Here is a 21555-nt window from a genome sequence, read left to right on the forward strand (position 1 = left end):
AATGAAAAAGAAATCGATTTATCTCATTTTGATCTCGCTAGCTCTCGTGACCCTTTTATTTGTCATGGCCGGCTTGGTCTTTAAAAAAGAAGAAAATGAAAAACAACAGGGTCTTACCAATCAATACGATGTTTCCAGCCAAGGAACGTTTGCCTATGTCACGCATGATCAGGGCAAACCACAATTAAACCTTTATAATCCAGACTTATCCTTGGAGGAAAAAGTCATCGAACTCAAAAACGATGAACAAATACTCGATCCTACCTTTTCCTATGAAGGGGATATGCTCGCATTTATCACGACAGATAAAAACCAAGGCGAAGATTCGACGAGTACTGTACACTTGCTTGATCTGAGATCCAAGAAGGTCAACGAATTATTCGATGTAGATTTTCTCCTCACAGAACTCGAATTCGAGAATCAGGGCCGTTCCCTTTTTTATATCGGGGCCGGCACCTATAAAAACTATTCACCCATCGCTGGTCCACGTCCGCATGACCTCGATATCTATGAGTTTGATTTCGAGAAGAATGAGTCTACCCAATTGACCACGTTCAAAAAATACGGTCTCAGTTCTCTAAATGTCGCAGGGGACGGGAAAGCCGCATATTATCAAACGGACGATGATGACGATGCTAAAACGGCTGATGAAATTTTCGAAACGCATCAACGGATCTTTAAAATCGAATTCAAGAATAAGAAAATCGAAACCGTCTCCGACCCTGAGAGAGATGTTGATGTGTTCGATTTCATGATGGGACCCGATGAAAAAACGATGGTTTTCCAATCTATCGCAAACGAGGACTCAGGGGAAAATTATATCTATGAATTATATACGTACGACCTTGAAACCAAAACCGAAAAACAGCTCACACACTTAGATGAGTACACCGAACGCCCAGTCCTTAGCGGCGATTCAAAAACGGTCTACTTCATGGTAGATAAAAAATTCGGGGTAAGCGATCCGGAGTATCACCTATATAAAGTGGATATCGATGGAGGTGCGCCGAAGGAAATTATCTTACCGAATGAATGAATAGTGAGAATAGTAAAGTGGGTGATATTATGAGGAAATATAGTAGGCTATCTATAGCTTTTAGCAGTATTGGATTAATTGGGATTGGATTACGTTTCTTAAGTACCGTTACTCATGACTATTTTTTGTTTGGTTTCATAATAACATAAATCGTGGGAGCCATTTTTAGCTTTATCGCAATAGGAGCAAAAGAAAAAGGCAATGCGAAATTCTTTTCTGTTGCCTCACTCTTTTTCATCTTATTATGGGTAACCTGGTTTGAACCTTTTGAAGTGATTCGTATGCTAACCTGGATAAAAAACTAACCTATATAAGAAAAACCCGTCTTGGTAACGGGTTTTTCTTCTGTTTACCTTTCTCATGTATTCTCACGATTCTCGCTTATCTCGATTATGCTTTCTATAATTGGCACATGAAAATTTCAAACATTCCCCCTGGACTTGCGGACCATATTTCTCGCGAAAGGCTTCCAAGCAATGGCACTTGTCTTCTTCTTTTTTCGTATCATCCATCGAGCGCATTCCCTCCCGTACTTAACCGCTTTTCAAGTCTTACATGGATTTTACCCAATAGGACAGCACCGATAGACTGAATGATAGTTTTAACGATAATCTGGCCAAAAATGGCGGCAGGCACGGCATCCCAAGGCAAAATATTCGCACCCAACGGACTAAGCCCGATCACGACGAATATCGCGGAGTCGAAAAAGCCTCCCACAACCCCAGAGTAAAACACCCTCCAGCCCAACGGTAGCTTTAAGCGGGTGTATATCTCAGTATCTGCCGTTTCCGCCACCACGAACGATAGGGCAGAAGCAAATACGATCAATAATGTGTCCCCTAATAAGAATGATACACTTGCTGATAAAATAAGTGCCATGATAATGCAAAGATAGGTCTTTGCCCTGCCAAATTTATTTTGAACCAGATCACGAAAGATGAAAGTCCCTCCGATGAACAATGTTCCCATCGGAATGATGAACACACCAAGTTGTAATGGTAAAAAAGCTGCTGTGACCACATTTGCGGTGACGATGGATAGTAAATACAATAAAATTCTGATCATTTCTTCCAATCTCCTTATACAGGAAAAACAGCACCCTAAGAAAGAGTGCTGTTCTCCTTAGTTTTTTTGAGAGGGTAGCTAGAACCTCTTCCGCCTTAAGCGGATTTATCATTTTCCTTCTTAATCTTATCTTGAATGTGGGAGTAAATCAATATTTTTCCGAATGAATGTCAGCTGTACGACTCTGCATTATATCCATTTTATGACAAACGCTTTATACTAATAAAAAGAGAAGGAAGGGGTTTTTTTAAATGACAAAGGACTATGTAAGGGAAAGTTTCAATGAGCATGCCTCTCAATATGATGAGCAACGACGTAAGCTTATTCCGTGCTTTGATGATTTCTACTCGATACCCATCACGGTTCTCGAGACGAATAATGACAGACCCGATGTATTGGATATCGGTGCAGGCACCGGACTGTTTTCTTCCTTTCTAAAAGGTAAATTCCCACAAGCAAAACTGACTCTCATCGATATTTCCGAGAAAATGATGAAAGTTGCAAAAGACCGCTTCAAAAGTGAAAGTGATGTCCAGTATATAATCGCCGACTATACGGATTATGTTTTCGAAAACAAGTATGATTTCGTCATTTCCTCCTTATCCATCCATCATTTAACGGATAATGAGAAAAAGAATCTTTATCATTGTCTATACGATGCTTTAAAGCCAGGTGGCATGTTCGTGAATGCCGATCAAGTGCTTGGTCAAACATCCCATATTGAGTCGCTTTATAAAGAAGATTGGGCGACTAAAATCAATAGCAGTGGCTTAACCAAAGAAGAAGTGGAAGCTGCCCAAGAACGGACGAAGCTTGATAAAATGTCCACACTGGAAGATCAAATTAAATGGTTGCACCAAAGCGGGTTTCAGGATGTCGATTGTCTATATAAGTATTTTAATTTCGTTGTGTTATACGGAAGGAAAACGTAAATCAGTCCAGATAGAACACACAGGAATATATAATAAGAAGAAAAGCGGTATTTTCCCTTCACTGGAAACTACCTTTTCATAAAAAAACAAAAGATGTATGGCGTTTTACCCCTATTAAAAAAGAGCAAGAGAAAATCCCCTGCTTTTTTTAATTTGTTTTCATCGTCCCATTTTTAATTGATATGCCTTATCAAGAGTTTCTTTTAAAAGTTCACTTCTCTTCAAAATATAAGAGGTCCAGAATGTTTTTCCAATTGAAGCAAGTTTTTCATCGGAATAACTGTCACTTTCAAATTTACCCCAGCAGCCATCTTTCGTAAGCTTATCCCAAAAAACATAATCAGCGAATTTATTATTTTCGACAGGCACTTCAGAACCCATTGAACCAACCTTTACAAGTTCCGGGCAAAGCCACATTGCCGTACATACTGATAAGAAACCAGCATGTCTTTCTTTAAGTCCTTCAATACCTGCTTCCTTTAAAGCCTCTTCCCAAGCTAAATGCCGATGGGTAGTAATTAAAATAAGTTCAGGATACTTATAGTTTATTTGTTTGACAAAAGCAGATTCCCAGTAAGCCCCTCCATGTCCATTACATAAAACGAATTTTTTAAAACCTTGTCTCGATAAATTAAAAATTATCTCTTCCAACATTGAAGTTAACACATTGGGACTCACTGTAATAGTGCCTTTACAGTTAGCATGCTCTTCTGAAGTGTTAAAAGGAAGTGTTGGTAATACGTAGCCACCTAATAATTCTCCAAAAGCATTTGCATACTGTTCAGCTATTAATGTATCTAAATGCATCGGTAAGTATGGTCCAAACTGTTCCGTAGCTCCAACAGAAATTATTGCGATTTCTGTCCCACTTTCCTGAACAATCTTTGTTGAATCTCTAAAACTTAACATATGAAATCTCCTTTTTCTCCCTAGTCATTTAATTTTATCACTTTTTTATTACCAGGAAAAAGTTTCAAGATCTCCTTCACCTTTTATATTAAATTGCTTTTCTTGTAATTGGTTCGAAGAATTGTATGAGCCATTTGATCGTATTTGGGATTGTAGTTTGAATATAATTCTATCCATCGCTAAACGCCCCGTTTATTTCCCCATATGTACGTATGTAACTGGGGCAGTACCTTCACATCATTCAGTTCATCATCTGCTATTACCTGATCAATTAACCGTTCATATTTTTTCAAAAGTTCACTGATTAACTGCCTGTCATCCTTCGTCGCACTGTCATCATTGCCCACCTGTAAGTAAAAAGGAACGTTTGGATAGCGCTTATGCACGTTCTTTGCATACAGATAATCAACCTGATCGAAGACGACAACCTTCAAAGAGAATTGGTTTTCGTGCCTTGTGTCGGTTAGCTCTTGTATGATTTGGTCGAGCACTTCAAAATCGGTTTTCATCTTTGAACTTGGTGGCTTGGGTGAAATCGTCAGTTCATCAATATCGAGAAACCAATCCTGCCAACGGCTTCCTTGCGTTTCGACGCCGATTTTGATGTTTTTCTCTTTTAAAAGCGCAATCAAGCCATCAAGATTTTTCAGCAGACCAGGATTTCCTCCCGATATCGTCACAAAGGAAAATCCCTTTCCTCCCTTCGCTTTTAGCTCAGTCCAAATTTCTTCAGCGGTCATGGGGACGATATCTTCCTTGCCTGTGCCATCCCAGGTGAATGCGGAGTCACACCACGCACACGAATAATCGCAGCCGGCCGTCCTGACAAACATCGTCTTCTGTCCGATGACCATTCCTTCTCCTTGAATCGTCGGTCCGAAGATTTCCATGACGGGCAATTTACTCATAGTCCATCCACTCCCGTCTTGCTTCGGCATAACTCGTGGGTGTTTCATATAGACGTACAAATTCGACCCGGGCCCCTTTATAGTCCTTGTTCTTCAGGGAATCAGCCATTTTTTCATAAATCCAGACGACGATATTTTCTGCCGTTGTATTCATAAGTGGCAGTGTTTCATTCAAATAGCGGTGATCCAGATGAATCTCGATTTCATTTTTCCAAATCTCTTTCAAATCACCAAAGTCGATCATCAACCCGCGGGAGTCATTATAGCCACTCACACCAAAAATGACCTTATAGGTATGGCCATGAAGATTCTTGCATTTGCCTTCATACTCATGAAGATGATGTGCGGCATCGAAAGTGAATTCCTTGCTCACCAGCACCCGCCTTTGATGATAGTTTAATTGGTTGCGTTCAATGTCCTGATCCATTACTTGGAGCTTATCGACAATCTTGTAACCATACATTATAAGGTCACCTGCCGTCTCTTTACATAGTCTTCCAAACCTTTTTTTCGAAGCTTGCACGCCGGGCACTCCCCACAGCCATCAGCCATGATTCCGTTGTAACAAGTGAGCGTCTTCTCGCGAACGAAATCGAATGCTCCGAGTTTGTCCGCCATTTCCCATGTTTCCTCTTTATTCAGCCACATAAGCGGCGTATCTATCACAAAGTTCTGGTCCATCGAGAGATTCAAAGTAACGTTCAATGATTTGATGAATACATCACGGCAGTCAGGATATCCGCTGAAATCCGTCTCGCAAACCCCGGTTACAATATGCTTCGCCCCAATTTGGCTTGCAAGCACACCTGCAAACGACATGAACAGTAGATTCCTCCCCGGAACAAATGTTGACGGTAACTCTCCGTCTTCTCCATCCACAACGGCAATATCCTTTCTGGTCAACGCATTCGGCGCCAATTGATTCAACAAGGACATGTCCAGCACATGATGGGGAATCCCGAGTTCCTTTGCAATATCCCGTGCACATTCAATTTCCAAGCTGTGCCGCTGATTATAATCAAACGTCACTGCCTCCACTTCTGCAAACCGCTCCATTGCCCAGAATAAACAGGTCGTACTGTCCTGTCCCCCGCTAAACACCACTATTGCCTTTTCCTTCTTCATCATTTCGATAAAACTCCTTTTCACAGAAAAAACAGCACCCTAAGAATAGAGTGCTGCTTCTCCTTAGTTTTTTTGAGAGGGTAGCTAGAACCTCTTCCGCCTTAAGCGGAATATTAATATTCCTAATGTAATCATAACGTAAACCACTAAATCCTATCAAGAAAAATCCATAAAAACAAGAATACTCCTAGTCATGCCATCTTTTTATTCTGAAACTTAATATATGCTCTCCATTTTCCGATATACAAGAGGTACACTACTATACATAAAAAGGGGACATCAACTTGAAACGTATTAAAACAAAGATATTGATTACATTTATGCTAGTCATTTCTTTATCTATCATCTTAGGAGCCTACAGTATTTACAGTAGCAATAAGTCCCTGAAATATTCCAGGGATATTATCGACCATGAATTACCACTTCTTATTAAAGATGAGCAATTACTATATAACGTCTCACAAAGAGTGGCATTTGCTAGAGGGTATATCTTATTCGGGGATAAAAAATATAAAGAGGATTTCCTAGCTTATACCGAAGATAGCAAAAAACTTCAGGACGAACTCTTGGCTTTATCAGATTCTGAAAGAACGAAGGAATTGATTGAAAAAAGCATAGATTGGAGAACCATGCTCGAAGAACGCGTCTTTACACAGTTTGAGCAAGGAGATGCAAAGCAAGCTAAACAAATATTATCAAATGAAGTAGCCCCCATCAGTATTGAAGTAATGGCTGGCTTTAAGGAGCTCGCTTCCGAACGCGAAAAATTGATTGTCGATTCTGGTGAGACCATTATCAGCAGTGGCGAATCTGTTAAAACGACGAGTATCATTTTAACCATCATTACTATCATAGCCGGAATTAGTTTGGCCCTAGTCACTGCCACCCTCATTACAAAACCCATCCTAAAAATCCGGGATAGAATGAAGTTAGTGGAGAATGGCGAATTAAACCACGAACCACTTAAACAGACAACAAAAGATGAACTCGGAGAATTGACACTTTCCGCCAACGAAATGCAGAGGAACCTTCGCGAAATCATTGAAAAAATGTTGAATGTTTCTGAATCCGTTACGAGCAAAAGCGAAGAGCTGACCCAATCGGCAAATGAAGTACAACAAGGAAGCAGTCAGATAGCAACCACCATGTACGAACTATCGGAAGGTTCAGAGTCACAAGCAAACCAGGCAACAGAAATTGTCCGTATGATGGAAAAATTCTCAAGCAAAATTCAAAAGGCTCATCTAGAGGGAGAAGAAATTTCCCAAACTTCCACCGAGATCCTATCCTTGACCAAGGAAGGAATGACATTAATGAACAATTCGGTGCAACAAATGCAAACGATTGACGGAATTGTAAAACAAGCCGTGGAAGAAGTAAAAGGTCTTGATTCTCAATCACAGGAAATTTCAAAGCTGGTTCAAGTCATACAGGATATCTCCAATCAAACTAATTTACTTGCCTTAAATGCAGCTATCGAGGCTGCTCGCGCCGGCGAACATGGAAAAGGATTTGCCGTCGTCGCCGAAGAAGTTCGCAAACTTGCAGAACAAGTTACAGACTCTGTTGGGGATATTACAGGAATCGTTACAGCTATTCAAACTGGTTCAAAAACCGTCGTTCACTCCTTGGAAGAGGGATATACACAAGTAGATGAAGGCACCAAACAAATTACCATCACCGGCCAAACATTTGAAACGATCAATCAGTCAGTCGGAGCCATGAGCACAAAATTACAACTTATAACCAACGACTTACACTATATCTCTACCAATAGCAAAAAAATTAACCAAGCCGTCGAAGACATCGCAGCCGTGTCTGAAGAATCAGCAGCGGGAATTGAACAAGTTTCCGCCTCAGCACAGCAATCCAGCTCTTCCATGGACGAAATCACCAACCATGCCAGTGAACTCTCCATATCGGCTGAACAGCTAACAGATCAAGTTAAAAAGTTCAGATTATGAAATTAGCAGCGACTTCTCACAATTATATGTGGGAAGTTCTTTTTATTTCAGACGGTATACTCACCTTCCCGATAACAATTATTTCCTCTATATTAAAATTGTTTTACTATCGTGAATATGGGGAATAAACTAATAACAGCATATAACAAATAAATAATAGAAAAAATCATCATCAGAATCTTTTACAGAGAGAAATATTCAACTTTCACTATTATTTTCTGAATATTCAACGTATAATAAATATTACTCCAGTAATATTTATATCAGAAAACAGTAGAATTACTACTTCCTCTCTAGAAGTGTTAGCACGCTTTTAAAAAACAGCAATCCAAAACAACTCTAAAATACTCTCATTAAGAAACCCGATTAAACTTTCAAAAGTTCCTGAAAGATCTCACATCATTAACATGATCCTTATCTAGAATATGAAACTAAATAACTACTTATTGTAATTTTTATTACCTTTTTATAATAAATGGTTAAATTTCACCCAAAGTATGTTACTATTAACCTAATACTTTTTAACCAAAACAAGGAGGAATTCATATGAAACGATTTTTCAAATTCATAGCAAAGTTAAACGAAGGGAAAGCCCAAGAAGAATTCTTTCGCAACGAATACGAAAATTATCTGAAGATGAATTCTGCCGATAAAGGGAACAGAAGATTGGCACCTATGCTTTATGTTATAGATGGTGGCAAAAAGGACTCTCGCCCAATGGTTTCTGACAGAAAGAAATCTAGTTGAACACTGGCGTAAAATAATCTCTACTATTATTGAATTAAGTTTCATTTGAACCTTAACCCTTATAATTTTAAAAATAGTATCATCCGAAAGCTCAGAAATTTATTCTGAGCTTTTTTTATCTTACATTAACACTATATTAATAGAAGAAACTAGTCATCCACTCTCAAAAATTAGATTAATCGATTTTTAACTTGTATAGCCCCCAGGTATTTATCGAATTTATAGCCAAAAATAATAAAAAAAATCAGTGTGTGCTTCAGCCCATTTTTATCCAAGTTTAATTAACTTAGACAAAAGGGGTAAATCGAATCAGTTCATAAAAACAAGCCAGCAACCTTCCATTTAATGGATTAAACTCTTGAATCGAATGGGTATATACAATTACATAACTCTAAAATATGTATCTTTCATTACTAAATAACTATCGGAAAATAGCTATTTAGATGCGGGGATGAATACCCACTTGTCAACTATTAACCACTGTTTAAATGGAATATATTAGAATAACTTTTCTTTCTTACCGGACAAATATGATTATCATTGGGTATTTTTAGTTATATTTTTTTAGAAAAATCAAGAATGGCTTAGTGATAATAGCACTGATTTATTGATAATAATGTAAAAGATGAAAAAAAGTTATATTAGAATATAAAATTTACTGTTGCTTATTAGGTTTAAAATCATGTAGTGTGTATTCAGTAAATCAAATATATAAATAAAGAGAGGTTAAAAAATGGCACCGATATTTATATGTGCACTATTTTTGTTTGCCTATGGAATCGTCGAACAAAAACGCCATCAAAAGCGTCTCGACTCCATTCCTGTGCGTGTCAACGTTAATGGTATTCGCGGGAAATCCACTGTAACACGTCTTATTACAGGTGTGATCAAGGAAGCTGAGTACAAGACAATTGGTAAAACAACCGGAACATCAGCAAGAATGATTTACTGGTTTACGGACAAAGAAAAACCGATTAAACGACGTCCAGAAGGACCGAATATCGGGGAACAACGTCGCGTAGTAAAAGAAGTTGCTGACTTAGGAACTGAAGCTCTAGTTTGTGAGTGTATGGCTGTCCAGCCTGACTATCAACTAATCTTCCAAAATAAAATGATCCAAGCAAACATCGGGGTTATCGTAAATGTTCTTGAAGATCACATGGATGTCATGGGACCAACATTAGATCAAGTTGCGGAAGCCTTTACTGCAACTATTCCTTATAATGGTCATTTAATAACAATCGAAGGCGAACATTTGGAATATTACAAAGAAATTGCCAAACAACGCAATACAAAAGTGATTGTAGCTGATAATTCAAGAATTTCAGAAGAATTCCTACGTGAATTCGATTATATGGTATTTCCTGATAATGCCTCTCTTGCTTTGGCTGTGGCAGAAGCTTTGGGCATTGATGAGAAAACTGCATTCCGCGGCATGTTAAATGCACATCCAGATCCAGGAGCCATGCGTATCACTAGATTCGGAGACGCTGTTCAACCCACTTTCTTCGTTAATGGATTTGCCGCTAATGATGCGTCATCTACATTAAACATTTGGGAACGTGTAAGCACATTCGGATACAGTACAGAAGCTCCTATCGTGATCATGAACTGTCGTCCTGACCGTGTAGACCGTACAGAACAATTTGCTAGAGATGTACTGCCTTACATAAAATCAGAAATCGTCATTGCTATCGGTGAAACTACATCACCTATAACGAAAGCATTTGAGCAAGGAAAACTGGATACAGTGGAATATTGGGATTTAGAAGAATGGTCAACGGAAGAAATCGTTGCCAAACTGCGCCCAGTCATGAAAAACCGTATCGTATATGGTGTCGGTAATATTCACGGAGCAGCAGAACCATTAATTGATGCATTTATGAAAACTAAAACGAAGCAAAAAGCGAGTTAAGTAGGAGGAACCTTAATGTTTGGATCGGATTTATACGTGGCCCTAGTACTAGGGGTAACACTGAGCCTTATTTTTTCAGAAAAAACGGGTGTCGTGCCCGCCGGACTTATTGTGCCAGGTTATCTGGCATTAGTATTTGATCAATGGCAAGTCATGCTCGTTATTATTATAGTAAGTATCTTAACTTATTTCATTGTCGCACACGTACTTTCAAGATGGGTAATCTTATACGGAAGAAGAAAGTTTGCTGCGATGATGATAACGGGGATATGTTTAAAACTCGTTTTAGATTTCTTCTACCCCGTCATGCCTTTTGAAATCTATGAATTCCGTGGTATTGGTATAATCGTCCCTGGCTTGATCGCTAATGCCATCCAAAGACAAGGAATGCCACTTACACTCGGCAGCACGCTTTTATTATCCGGTATCACTTTCGGTTTAATGAACGTGTATTACCTATTCTGAGGTGGATAAAATGAAACGTACTTTAAATATAAGAGAAAAAACACTTATCTTTACAAAGCGGACGAAAAGAAAGAATCTCAAATATGCAGCCATTGTCCTTCCAATCTTGATTATAGTTCTAGTCTTTACCTCTTGGTTGGCACGGACGAAAGACGTGGAAGTTGTCGCGTCAAAACCAAACGATACCATTACAATGTCAATGGTCGGAGATATCATGATGGGTCGTTATGTAGCAGAGGTCACAGACAATCATGGTTTCGATTACCTCTTCCGTTATATGAAGCCATATTTTAATGCTTCAGACTATGTTAGCGGAAACTATGAACACCCGGCGCTCGCAAAGGATGTTTCCAAATACGAAGAAGCTGACACGGCCATTCGTTTAAACTCCTATGGGAACGGTATTGAAGCAGTCAAAAATGCAGGTTTCTCCGTCATGACCCTAGCTAATAACCATATGATGGACTTTGAAGAACAGGGATTGGTCGATACGATCAATCAATTCGAGAGTAATGATATGGATTATGTAGGTGTCGGTTCGAATATTACAAAAGCGAAAGAAAACATTAACTATCAAGACATTAAAGGTGTACGCGTCGCCACTCTCGGGTTTACCGATGTATATGGTAAAAATGCGGTGGCCAAGAACAATCAAGCAGGGTTATTAAACTCTAATCCTGATTTATTATTCGAGATGATTGGTAATGCTAAGGATGCGAAGAAAGGTAATGCAGACTTAGTTGTAGTTAACATGCACTGGGGACAAGAATATGCTACATCCGCAACAGGTCGACAAACTGAATTAGCCAAGGCAGTGATCGATGCTGGTGCTGATATCATCATCGGCCATCACCCCCACGTCGTTCAATCGTTTGACGTTTATAAAGATGGCATAATCTTCTATAGTTTAGGAAACTTTGTATTTGACCAAGGTTGGACACGTACGAAAGATTCCGCGATGGTTCAATACCATTTAACTGAAGATGGAAAAGCTACTGTCGATGTACTTCCTTTGCAGATTAAGGAAGCAACACCAAGACCGGCCACTTCTTCTAGTGATGTATCACGCATTTTCCGTTCATTGACGAAGGAAACAAGCGACAACGTGCAATGGGCTAAAAAAGATGATAAAATAGAAATTAAATTGGATCATCAACGTGTTATGGAACATAAGAAGGAACGTGAACAGGCAGAAGCTGCAGCAAAAGAAGCGAAAGTAAAAAAAGCTCAAGTAATGAAAAAAACACAAGAAGAGAACATGATCAAAGAATGACATGCAACATCATACAACTAGATATCGCGTGAATAAGAGTCATACTAGCTAGAGAAACTATTGCTAGAAGATATACATCTTAGAAGCTCACATCGAAAAGAGGCGATCAATCAGTGGTTTATCCTTTCTCACGGAAAGTGCTCCTTTCCCTCTGTTTGCTCATATTTATAGCAGGATGCTCAAATACTGACCCTCTTTCTGACACGAATGATACCAATGAAAAACCAAACGATAAATCTTATGGAGTCAGTTCTTCCAACCCTTACGCTGTTGAAGTAGGGATGAAGATTCTCGATAACGGCGGAACGGCTGCCGATGCGTCCATTGCCATTTCTTATGCATTGGGTGTAGCCGAACCCTTTGGTTCTGGAATCGGTGGTGGTGGCGGAATGCTAATCGTCCCCGAATCTGAAGAGCCTAATTTTATCGATTATCGAGAAACTGCTCCGGAAAGTTCAAAATTAAAACATAATACAGGTGTTCCAGGTTTTGTAGCCGGAATGCAGACTGTCCATGATAAATATGGAACCATTCCGATGGAAGATCTCCTTCAGCCAGCCATCGACCTGGCTGAAGAGGGATTTGAAGTCGATAAAATGTTATCCTCCCGCCTAATGGCAGCCAAAGCAAGAGTTTCTTCAAAAGAAACTCTCTTGTTTTATCCTGATGACGAAACAATGGAGACAGGAGATATCTTAAAACAGGAAAAACTTGCCGACACATTGAAACTGATTCAGCGAAAAGGACCTGATGGCTTTTATAAAGGTGACATCGCAAGGGATATCAAAAGAAGAACAGACATCGACTTAATGGATTTAAAGCATTATGAAGTGAAAGAACGAAAACCGGTTCAAGGAACATTTGCTGGGTATGACGTTTTGACTGCCCCTCCCCCATTCTCTGGGGTGACGGTCCTTGAAATGTTGAAGCTGGCAGAAGAAACGGACTTAAGCAATGTTTCAAATAAAGCCGATTACATGAAATTACTCGGAGCTATTACAAACGCTTCGTATAAAGATCGAATTAGCTATACCGGGGACGGAATTAGTGCTGACAAAGCTGAACAATTACTTTCTCCCCTCCACCTGAAAAATCTGAAAGAAGAGATCAATAAAGGTGAGTGGTCAAATAAAGAGTTCGAGTCAGAAGAGCATGAAAGCACGACTCACTTTGTCGTCATGGATAAATACGGAACGGTCGTTTCGACGACCAACACTCTCAGCAATTTTTTTGGTTCTGGTGACTATACGAACGGCTTTTTCTTAAATGATCAATTGAAGAATTTCCGTTCAGGATTGAATGCCATTGATGAGCATAAACGCCCTAGAACCTTTACAGCCCCGACCGTTCTTAAGAAACAAGGGGAATCAACCATTGGTATCGGTTCTCCTGGTGGAGATAGAATACCTCAAGTCCTTATGCAAGTGCTGTTTGCCTACGTACATGAGGACGAGACGTTTCAAAATATCATCGACCGTTACCGATTCGTCTTTGTTGGGAACACGGTTTATACAGAATACCGTTCCAAAGATGAAATAACCTCCGCATTGGAAGCAGCAGGATATAAAGTTGTCCAAAAGGTTTCCCCTGTTTTTTATGGTGGCGTACAGGTACTTTCTAGAAATGAAAAGAACGGTCGCTTATCGGGAGCAGCCGACCCACGTAGATTTGGCAGCTGGCAAGCACAGCAATAAAGAAAACGCCTTTACATCTTGAAAACATATCAATTTTTATGGATTTATAAGGGGACGAGAAAATGAAAACATTCAAAAAGATAGTAAGCTGGGCCATGCCTGTTATACTAATTGCAGCCCTGCTATTCACAATGAATACGTTCAAACGGTCTGAAACACTGACGCCGGAAGAACAAAAGAAAATCGAACAATATACGAATACCCAAGAGTAATCAAAAAACAGATCGAACCTAATTGAGGTTCGATCTGTTTTTTTAGTTGCTCTCTTATTTTCAGGTTACTATGTTCTTCGGTTATAATACTTAGATAGCCTACTATCATAGTAACTAGGATGAGGAGGAAACCATGGAGGAGAATGGATACGCAAATTTTGCAGAATTACAACAATACGAACAAGAAAACACCGATTATAGCATCCTATCGTATCATCGAAAACCGGAGATAGCGATTTTTGCTATCCATGGCGGAAACATTGAACCGGGCACTAGTGAAGTTGCCAAGACTTTGGGAGATAGGCTGAATGCGAGTACCTATCTATTCGAAGGTCTAAAACGCAGGGATAATGGTAAGCTACATATTACCTCCACTGCCTTCGATGAACCCACTGCCCTACTTATGGCCAATACAGCAAATACGATTCTGTCACTCCATGGCTATAGTGCCACACAAGAAGAGTTAATCTATATCGGTGGCAGGAATCAGGCCTTTATAACTTTCATAGAAATGGCTTTAAAGGATGCTGGGTTTCAAACAGCGGAAGCTCCACCACATCTATTGGGGATGAATGAATCCAACATTACAAACCGTTGCAAAACCGGAGCCGGCGTGCAATTGGAAATATCGAGGAAGTTACGAAATCGATTTTTCCTAAACGATGACCCATCGAGTAAAAACAGGCAAAATCAAACAGAAACTCTCAATCAATTTGTCAGCGCGTTAGAAAAAGCCACCATTGAGTACGAAAAGCAATTCTAGTTTGTTCTCTAGAATTGCTTGGCTCAATACACGCTCATTTTAGCACAGGAGACCTCAAGTAATATATTTTATAGAGATAACCCTTCAAACCCCTTAGGAGAGCTTTTTTCTGGCTTTTACGCCTCCCCATTCCACTCTCTTAACCTATATCATCATTGATTTTTCTCCAATGGAAGTTACAAGCCCCCTCTTCTTTCCTAGATAGATATTGGCTCCAAATGATTCATCCTTAGTAGCTTTTACTTTACCTGTTATCGGTGCAGCGCATTTCGGACGATATAGAGTAAAAAAAGCTACCTGGTCCAACACAACCGGGTAGTTTTTAAGAGTCTATGTTTCTAGCCTTTAATTCATGATGAGCTGCACACGTCCGTAGCTTTCGAACTTCTGGGCGAAATACCCTGAAGAAAGGTCAGATATATGAACACCGGCTTTCTCGGTTGTATGGATAAAACGGCCATCCCCAAGATAGATTCCTACGTGAGTTACACCTTCCCTTGTACCAGTATCCCTAAAGAACACGAGGTCCCCCGCCTTTGGTTCTGAGATAGCTGGCAACCACTCAAAGTAGTTAGCAGCCGAACTGCGTTTAACTGAAATCCCCTGCTCTTTCATGGCCCAATATATCAAGCCACTGCAATCCATTCCATTTATCGGATCGTCCCCACTGAAAACATATGGGAATCCGCGTAACGTATAAGCGTATCGGATTACATCATATGCTTTATCATAGGCTGCCTCTTCCCCTTCATAAAATGGAAATAAAAGATCGCTGTATATTTGAAGGTATTGTCCCTCCATGACCTCATAGGTCGGTAGAGCATTACGTACTTTGATGGAATTGATGTGGATGTTGTAATTTTCTGATATGCTATTCAGCGTTTCACCCGGTTGTACAATATGTTCCCCTTTAGGTGTATACGTCTTAAAAGCAACCTCATATTTTGAAAAATATTTTTCCGTGCTGTTTCTTATTTGAACGGTTTCTGATCCATAACCAGAATTGACGAATTGGTCTTTTCCGAGATAGATTCCTGCTGTCACGACTTTTGACGTGTCTTTTTCTAGGAAAAAGATGATATCCCCCGCTTTAGGAGCTGATGTGTCCATACCAAGCTTATAATATCCATCTACGGTTAAGCGGTCAGAGGCTACGTTCTGTTGAGAAAGGATCCAATAAACCAGCCCACTCGAATCGAAACCTTTAGAAGGGGATTCTTCCCCCGCCGTTTTATTGAATCCAACGAATGTTTCTGCATAGTGGGCAATTCGATTTCCTCTCTCCGCCCATTGGTATATGGAAGGATTGTATGCTGTTTGTATGATTTTAAGCTGTTGCCCTACATATAACTGGCTATCCGGTAAGCCATTGGTTTTCATTAATTGGTCTGCCGTAATACCATAAATTGAAGCGATGGATTCTACCGTTTCTTGTGAGGAAACTGTATGAATGCGATCGGCTGCTTGAACTTTTATACCAGGTGAAAATGTTAATCCAACCATGACTAGTAAAAATAGCATCGTACTGACTAATAAATTTCTTCTCACTTTAACCCTTCCTTTATGACTGGAAATACATTTCAACACGCCCAAAGGCATTTCCAGATTAATGTAAATCTTATATATGGACTTTACGCTTAAGTCTTTTTACTTACTTCCCTCATAATATCGGTAACACTCTTGCAACCTTTAGCCTATGTACGACAAAAATGTCACAAAAAGTTTGCCCGTTTTAACAAAAATGTCACATTTAAACAGGACATTATACTCATATATTTTCCATGGAAGCTAAAATAGTCTTAACACCCAGTCAATTAGACCTTATAACACGTATTGTTTATTCTAAAAAACCATGAAAAAAGTCTTACCGTTAAAAAGACTGTACAAAAAGCGAGGATTCCTAAAATGGATTTTCCTTTTCTGTACAGTCATCTATGGCAAATATACTGTTTTGATATGTGGAAGGCTTAAAAACACACGATCTCCTTTGGCTGTCGCTACTTCAACAAAGTTATTGTCCACTTTTTTAAGTAACCCAATTCTCGTTGGATCCTCTCCACCATCAAAGACAACGAGTTTTCCTTCACTTTTTTTCAACTGTTCTGCTAATGTACGATAAAATGGTGACATTTTTGAGGGTATGTGGAATTGTTCGTGGCTAAGTGTGTAAGGCGTCTCGCCCTGGATATATGGGGTAAGCCATTTAAGGTGATGAAGGGAAATATACATGAACTTATACACAGGAGAATAAAAGGTAAAATAATCGTTAAAAACATTATTAATATAACCATGTAGCGAAATATGCCCTGTAACATAGATTTCAGAAAAGACTCCTTTGGCATTCATCAATGCTTTACGATAGGAGATCGTTATATTGTCTTCCGCTATATAGAACCCTAAAGGGGGCAATATGTCCGAATCGATATCTATACTCAGATTGAATCTATGCACATGAAGCATCGGAAAATAGAGAAACTGCTTTCCATTAAATAACACCAGAATATCAGAACTAAAATCTGTCAGAATCCCTTTAAACCATTTATCACCTGTAAGCTGAAGATCAATCTGTTTGCCCAGCAATGCAATCGCATCATTCATAATTAACTCCCCCAAGAGTTAGATTAGTTAGATTAGTTAGATTAGTTAAAAACCAACTGAACCCAATAGTATAAGAAAAGCAGCGTAACCATTGTAGCCAGCGGAATGACTAGCAAGGTTACGTATAAATACTCTTTCCATCTAATTTTGATTTTGTTTTGTTTTAAGATATGCATCCAGATTAGGGAGGCAAGTGTACCTATAGGCAATAACAACGCCCCCATATCACTCCCAACTATACTGGCCAGATAAATGGTTTTTAGCGTAATGGGATCTAGGCCAAGTTCTGTTAAGGTGAGGGTCCCGATCATTAAGGCAGGGTGGTTATTGAATATGTTTGATAGAACAGAAACTAATCCCCCCATAACAATACTCGCACTTAGTAATCCTTTGTTTACGATCGGTTCACATATTTGAACAAGGAATGCAGTGAGACCCACATTCTGAAGACCGTAAATAATGATATACATAGAGAATGCAAATAAAAGAATGTGCCATGGAGTCTTTTTCAATATATCAAATGGACTTGTCCGAAGATGATACCACCTCCACACCAGTAAAGATAATGATCCCATTACGGCGACCCATTCTATCGGGATTGATAGGTAAGAAGCTACAAAAATTAAACAGCGTACTATGAAGACATAGATCAATATCTTGAACATGAATTTTGTACGTTGGCGTTTTGTTTCAACGGTCATCTTTCCTTTTAACGGATGAAAATTCTTGGTGAAGAATTTTTCCTCAATATCATAGGAAAGGGTAGGCAATTTTTCAGGTAATTTTTTCTTCAGTACCATGAACATCAACCATGACATGAATAGCAGCCCTGACGTTGCTGGAACAAACATCATGGCTGTGTGCATGTAAAGCGTCATATCAACAATTTTCAAGGCAATTAAATTTACGATGTTACTGACTCCGATAGGCGCACTAGATGCGGTTGCAATTAGGGCACCACTCAAAAGATATGGGATGGCTTCATGTTTTTTCAGTCGAAAGTTTTTTAAAAGTAAGATTAAAATAGGAGTCGTGATCATGATACTTCCATCATTATTAAATAATAAGGTCATCAAAAAACATAATAGCTGAATGTACCAATATAGGCGATATCCGGATCCTTTAGCAAGGGTGGCAAGTCTTGCGGCTGCCCAATGAAAGAAACCGAAGCTCTCCAATATGACAGCCATGACAATCGTTGCCATGATGGTGATGGATGCGCCACCGATTTTACCGATAATATCCGTTAAATCTTCCGTTGATACTATGCCAGTAAGTAAGATGATTCCCGCACCAAATGAAGCTGGCCAAGCTTCATTTAGCCCTCGTGGCCTCCATAATATGACTATCATCGTCATGACGAACACAAAAATAGTCATTCCAATTTCGAATTGCATGATGTTCTCCCCTTTTTGGGCCTTGAGCCATTGGACCCTACTTGTCCGATTCTTATATATATATATTCACCATTAGGTATAAGGAGCGGGATACTTACCTACGCATACGGAATTGTGCCATTGTCCTTCTAGTAATAATGTCCATTGAAGAAAGAAGTCTATTTAAAGATTCTTGGTTACATACCTAATAAATTGAATTTCCTACTGTTTAGAAAAAGAAAGACTGATATAATTTTTAGAAATAACTGTAAATAGGAAGGAATGAGAAAAATGGAGTTCACCATTCGCAACATGGAAGTAGACGACATACCACACGTACAGTCCGTCGCAAGGACAAGTTGGCATAGTACATATGAAGGCATTATCCCCATTGATATTCAAGAGAGATTCTTACAGTACGCCTATAGTGACGACATGATGAGAAAAAGGATCGAACAATCTTTCTTTTATGTTTCCGAGGTGGCCGGACAGGTTGTGGGCTTTGCTGCTTTTTCGCCTGTTAAGGAAGGTGGAAAAGCGGAACTGGCGGCGATTTACTTTTATCCGGAATATCAAGGCAAAGGAATGGGGACTGCCCTTTTACAAGCCGGCATCAAACATTCAATTGGAATGAAAGAACTTTTTATAAACGTGGAAAAGGAAAATGAAGTGGGTACAGCTTTTTACAGAGCTAAAGGATTTGAAGTCGTTTCCGAGTTTGACGATGACTTTGATGGACATGTCCTAAAAACGGTAAGGATGGTCCTGTATGTACCTGTTTGGACTTCGCTTCCAAATGGTCTATAAGCTGGATAATCCCATGGAATCTTTGTCCATTCAAGAGGTAATGTTATTACTTTCGCTTTCTAACATGATAGAGTGAAGGTATGACTGCTATTACTTTTAAAGCAGTGTCTAAAGCATGGGAGTGAACGACTTGATAACCATCACAAAAAAGGCCCAGGAAGTCATTAGGGATATGCAGCGGGATATGGAAGAGGAAACATATTTGCAGTACGGGGTAACCAGTTCCTGTTGCAACCAGATGAACTATTCTTTGAACCTGGCGCTTTATAAAACAGAACTAGAAAAAGTATATGTCGTAGATGGCATAAAGATTTTAATGAATCCATCTGATGCCCGTTATACGGATGATACGGAAATCGATTATCAGGATAATGGATTTTTGATCAATCATCCCAATCCGTTAGTGTCACCATTACAGTAAATCGAGTAGGAGGAGGCGCCTAGCCTCCGACCTCTCACACCACCGTACGTACCGTTCGGTATACGGCGGTTCAGTTTAAGTCTGACGTAGTTTTATATATCGTTCATATAAACTTTCTAACCCTTGATTATGCCAATAAGCATTGTCGAGGGTTTTGTGTAGAACAGGACTATTTGCGATACGCCAATAGCCCTTTCTACTATTACCCCATTCAAATGCTTTTCCAAAAGGTACACCAAGTCCTTTGAGTTTTCTTACTCTCGTCCTTGGTAACTTCCATTGTTTCCAGAGGCACATTCTGAGCCTTCTTCGAATCCATGAATCTAATTTTCTTAATATACTCGGGGTATCCACGAGAGCGAAATATCCTATCCATCCTCTAAGATATTGTTTTAACTTACCTATTCGGACTTCCATGGGTATCGGTGATTTTCTCGAGGTCATTTCTCTGATTCTTTTCTTCACTTTCTTCATGGTTTGTTGCGCCAATCGAACCTTCGGGTTCTCCTTGGACCTTGTGTAACTAAAACCGAGAAATGTTCTATTCCATGGCCGATCGACCTTTGATTTCTCATAATTAACCTTTAGTTTTAGTTTACGTTCTATGAAGAATGACAGGTTACTCATGGCTCGATTCGCGGCTTTTCTTGTCTTTACGAAGACATTACAGTCATCCGCATACCTCACAAATCGAAGATTTCGTTTCTCCAGTTCTTTATCTAACTCATCCAACATGATATTAGATAATAGAGGGCTTAAGGGTCCTCCTTGCGGAGTTCCCTCAATACTTTTATGGAATAGTCCGCCAATCATAATCCCTGCTTGTAGGAATCTACGAATCAGTTTTAGCACTCGTTTGTCTTGAATTTTCTGTTCAAGCTTTCCCATGAGTTTATCGTGATTTACTTTATCGAAGAATTTCTCTAAGTCCATATCTACTACCCATGTGTACCCTTCGGCTATATAGGATTTTGCCTTTCGAACAGCCTGGTGTCCCTGTTTGTTAGGGCGAAATCCGTAGCTATTCTCTGAAAAGGTTGAATCATATATCTTGGTCAATATCTGGGCAATCGCTTGTTGAATGAAACGGTCTAGGACGGTCGGGATACCCAATAACCGAACTCCGCCGTTTGGTTTCGGGATTTCGATACGACGGACGGGTTGCGGTTGATAAGTACCCTGTAGTAGGGATGTTTTCATGCTATTCCACGCTGTTACGAGGTGCGGTCTCAGGTTTTGAACCGGCATTCCATCTACACCGTGGCTTCCCTTATTTCTCTCTACACGCTTCAATGCCTGTATTAAGTTGTCCCTCTCTAGTATCTGTTCCATTAACATTGTTGAT

22 protein-coding genes and 2 riboswitches are annotated in these 21555 nt (G+C 39.5%); of the genes, 12 read left to right on the forward strand and 10 right to left on the reverse strand.

Going from position 1 to position 21555, the window contains the following annotated elements:
- The first annotated feature begins 1 nt into the window (after position 1).
- Positions 2-1036, forward strand: coding sequence for a TolB family protein (locus tag ACIQXN_RS01635; protein ID WP_402961075.1), 1035 nt, complete (start codon positions 2-4; stop codon positions 1034-1036).
- Positions 1037-1404: 368 nt separating this feature from the next.
- Here the strand turns inward: ACIQXN_RS01635 and ACIQXN_RS01640 are convergent, their stop codons facing one another.
- Entirely contained in the window at positions 1405-1548 is a 144-nt protein-coding gene (locus ACIQXN_RS01640; RefSeq protein WP_402961077.1) for a hypothetical protein, read from the reverse strand.
- Positions 1541-2098 carry a VUT family protein gene (locus ACIQXN_RS01645; RefSeq protein ID WP_402961720.1) on the reverse strand — a complete coding sequence of 186 codons (558 nt, stop codon included), beginning with the start codon at positions 2096-2098 and terminating at the stop codon, positions 1541-1543. The genes ACIQXN_RS01640 and ACIQXN_RS01645 overlap by 8 nt, the downstream gene beginning before the upstream one ends.
- 54 nt (positions 2099-2152) lie before the next feature.
- Positions 2153-2195: riboswitch (PreQ1 riboswitch) on the reverse strand.
- A gap of 157 nt (positions 2196-2352) precedes the next feature.
- Between ACIQXN_RS01645 and ACIQXN_RS01650 the strand changes: the two genes are divergently transcribed.
- Positions 2353-3033 (forward strand): class I SAM-dependent methyltransferase, encoded by a 681-nt coding sequence (locus ACIQXN_RS01650; RefSeq protein WP_402961079.1) that lies wholly within the window; start codon positions 2353-2355, stop codon positions 3031-3033.
- Between the two features lie 159 nt (positions 3034-3192).
- Here the strand turns inward: ACIQXN_RS01650 and ACIQXN_RS01655 are convergent, their stop codons facing one another.
- From ACIQXN_RS01655 to queC, 4 genes are all read right to left on the reverse strand, one after another.
- Positions 3193-3942 carry a creatininase family protein gene (locus tag ACIQXN_RS01655; RefSeq protein ID WP_402961081.1) on the reverse strand — a complete coding sequence of 250 codons (750 nt, stop codon included), beginning with the start codon at positions 3940-3942 and terminating at the stop codon, positions 3193-3195.
- Positions 3943-4121: 179 nt separating this feature from the next.
- A complete protein-coding gene (gene queE, locus ACIQXN_RS01660) occupies positions 4122-4850 on the reverse strand; it encodes a 7-carboxy-7-deazaguanine synthase QueE (protein WP_402961084.1) in 729 nt (242 codons plus the stop codon).
- On the reverse strand, positions 4843-5313 hold the full coding sequence (gene queD, locus ACIQXN_RS01665) for a 6-carboxytetrahydropterin synthase QueD (protein WP_402961087.1): 471 nt from the start codon (positions 5311-5313) through the stop codon (positions 4843-4845). The genes queE and queD overlap by 8 nt, the downstream gene beginning before the upstream one ends.
- Positions 5313-5975: a 7-cyano-7-deazaguanine synthase QueC gene (gene queC, locus ACIQXN_RS01670; protein ID WP_402961722.1), complete on the reverse strand. Its 663-nt coding sequence runs from the start codon at positions 5973-5975 to the stop codon at positions 5313-5315. Before queC ends, queD begins: the two co-directional genes overlap by 1 nt.
- 57 nt (positions 5976-6032) lie before the next feature.
- Positions 6033-6075: riboswitch (PreQ1 riboswitch) on the reverse strand.
- A 184-nt stretch (positions 6076-6259) separates the two neighbouring features.
- Here queC and ACIQXN_RS01675 point away from each other — a divergent pair.
- The 8 genes from ACIQXN_RS01675 to ACIQXN_RS01710 all read left to right on the forward strand — a co-directional run bounded on the left by ACIQXN_RS01675 (position 6260) and on the right by ACIQXN_RS01710 (position 15008).
- Positions 6260-7939 (forward strand): methyl-accepting chemotaxis protein, encoded by a 1680-nt coding sequence (locus tag ACIQXN_RS01675; protein WP_402961089.1) that lies wholly within the window; start codon positions 6260-6262, stop codon positions 7937-7939.
- Between the two features lie 546 nt (positions 7940-8485).
- On the forward strand, positions 8486-8686 hold the full coding sequence (locus ACIQXN_RS01680; RefSeq protein WP_402961091.1) for a hypothetical protein: 201 nt from the start codon (positions 8486-8488) through the stop codon (positions 8684-8686).
- A 733-nt stretch (positions 8687-9419) separates the two neighbouring features.
- A complete protein-coding gene (gene pgsB / locus ACIQXN_RS01685) occupies positions 9420-10601 on the forward strand; it encodes a poly-gamma-glutamate synthase PgsB (RefSeq protein WP_402961093.1) in 1182 nt (393 codons plus the stop codon).
- A gap of 15 nt (positions 10602-10616) precedes the next feature.
- A complete protein-coding gene (pgsC, locus tag ACIQXN_RS01690) occupies positions 10617-11066 on the forward strand; it encodes a poly-gamma-glutamate biosynthesis protein PgsC (RefSeq protein ID WP_402961095.1) in 450 nt (149 codons plus the stop codon).
- Positions 11067-11076: 10 nt separating this feature from the next.
- Positions 11077-12339 carry a CapA family protein gene (locus tag ACIQXN_RS01695; protein ID WP_402961097.1) on the forward strand — a complete coding sequence of 421 codons (1263 nt, stop codon included), beginning with the start codon at positions 11077-11079 and terminating at the stop codon, positions 12337-12339.
- Between the two features lie 113 nt (positions 12340-12452).
- On the forward strand, positions 12453-14033 hold the full coding sequence (locus ACIQXN_RS01700) for a gamma-glutamyltransferase family protein (RefSeq protein WP_402961099.1): 1581 nt from the start codon (positions 12453-12455) through the stop codon (positions 14031-14033).
- Between the two features lie 62 nt (positions 14034-14095).
- Positions 14096-14245, forward strand: coding sequence for a CapE family protein (locus ACIQXN_RS01705; RefSeq protein ID WP_402961101.1), 150 nt, complete (start codon positions 14096-14098; stop codon positions 14243-14245).
- Positions 14246-14378: 133 nt separating this feature from the next.
- Complete coding sequence (locus ACIQXN_RS01710; protein WP_402961103.1) at positions 14379-15008, forward strand: poly-gamma-glutamate hydrolase family protein; 630 nt, start codon at positions 14379-14381, stop codon at positions 15006-15008.
- A 345-nt stretch (positions 15009-15353) separates the two neighbouring features.
- On the opposite strand, the gene ACIQXN_RS01715 is transcribed toward ACIQXN_RS01710, so the two are convergent.
- The 3 genes from ACIQXN_RS01715 to ACIQXN_RS01725 all read right to left on the reverse strand — a co-directional run bounded on the left by ACIQXN_RS01715 (position 15354) and on the right by ACIQXN_RS01725 (position 19003).
- Positions 15354-16556 carry a C40 family peptidase gene (locus tag ACIQXN_RS01715; RefSeq protein ID WP_402961105.1) on the reverse strand — a complete coding sequence of 401 codons (1203 nt, stop codon included), beginning with the start codon at positions 16554-16556 and terminating at the stop codon, positions 15354-15356.
- 384 nt (positions 16557-16940) lie between these two features.
- Positions 16941-17606 (reverse strand): DUF2642 domain-containing protein, encoded by a 666-nt coding sequence (locus ACIQXN_RS01720; RefSeq protein WP_402961107.1) that lies wholly within the window; start codon positions 17604-17606, stop codon positions 16941-16943.
- Positions 17607-17647: 41 nt separating this feature from the next.
- Positions 17648-19003 carry an arsenic transporter gene (locus tag ACIQXN_RS01725; protein WP_402961109.1) on the reverse strand — a complete coding sequence of 452 codons (1356 nt, stop codon included), beginning with the start codon at positions 19001-19003 and terminating at the stop codon, positions 17648-17650.
- Positions 19004-19273: 270 nt separating this feature from the next.
- Here ACIQXN_RS01725 and ACIQXN_RS01730 point away from each other — a divergent pair, with 270 nt between their 5' ends.
- Together ACIQXN_RS01730 and ACIQXN_RS01735 are read left to right on the forward strand one after the other, a co-directional pair.
- Positions 19274-19789 (forward strand): GNAT family N-acetyltransferase, encoded by a 516-nt coding sequence (locus tag ACIQXN_RS01730; protein ID WP_402961724.1) that lies wholly within the window; start codon positions 19274-19276, stop codon positions 19787-19789.
- Between the two features lie 130 nt (positions 19790-19919).
- Entirely contained in the window at positions 19920-20210 is a 291-nt protein-coding gene (locus tag ACIQXN_RS01735; RefSeq protein WP_402961111.1) for a HesB/IscA family protein, read from the forward strand.
- Positions 20211-20285: 75 nt separating this feature from the next.
- Here ACIQXN_RS01735 and ltrA read toward each other — a convergent pair whose 3' ends face one another.
- On the reverse strand, positions 20286-21548 hold the full coding sequence (gene ltrA / locus ACIQXN_RS01740; RefSeq protein ID WP_402961113.1) for a group II intron reverse transcriptase/maturase: 1263 nt from the start codon (positions 21546-21548) through the stop codon (positions 20286-20288).
- Positions 21549-21555: the final 7 nt, after the last annotated feature.

This window comes from Peribacillus sp. NPDC097295 (genome assembly GCF_044761665.1).
In the GTDB taxonomy this organism is placed as follows: Bacteria; Bacillota; Bacilli; order Bacillales; family DSM-1321; genus Peribacillus.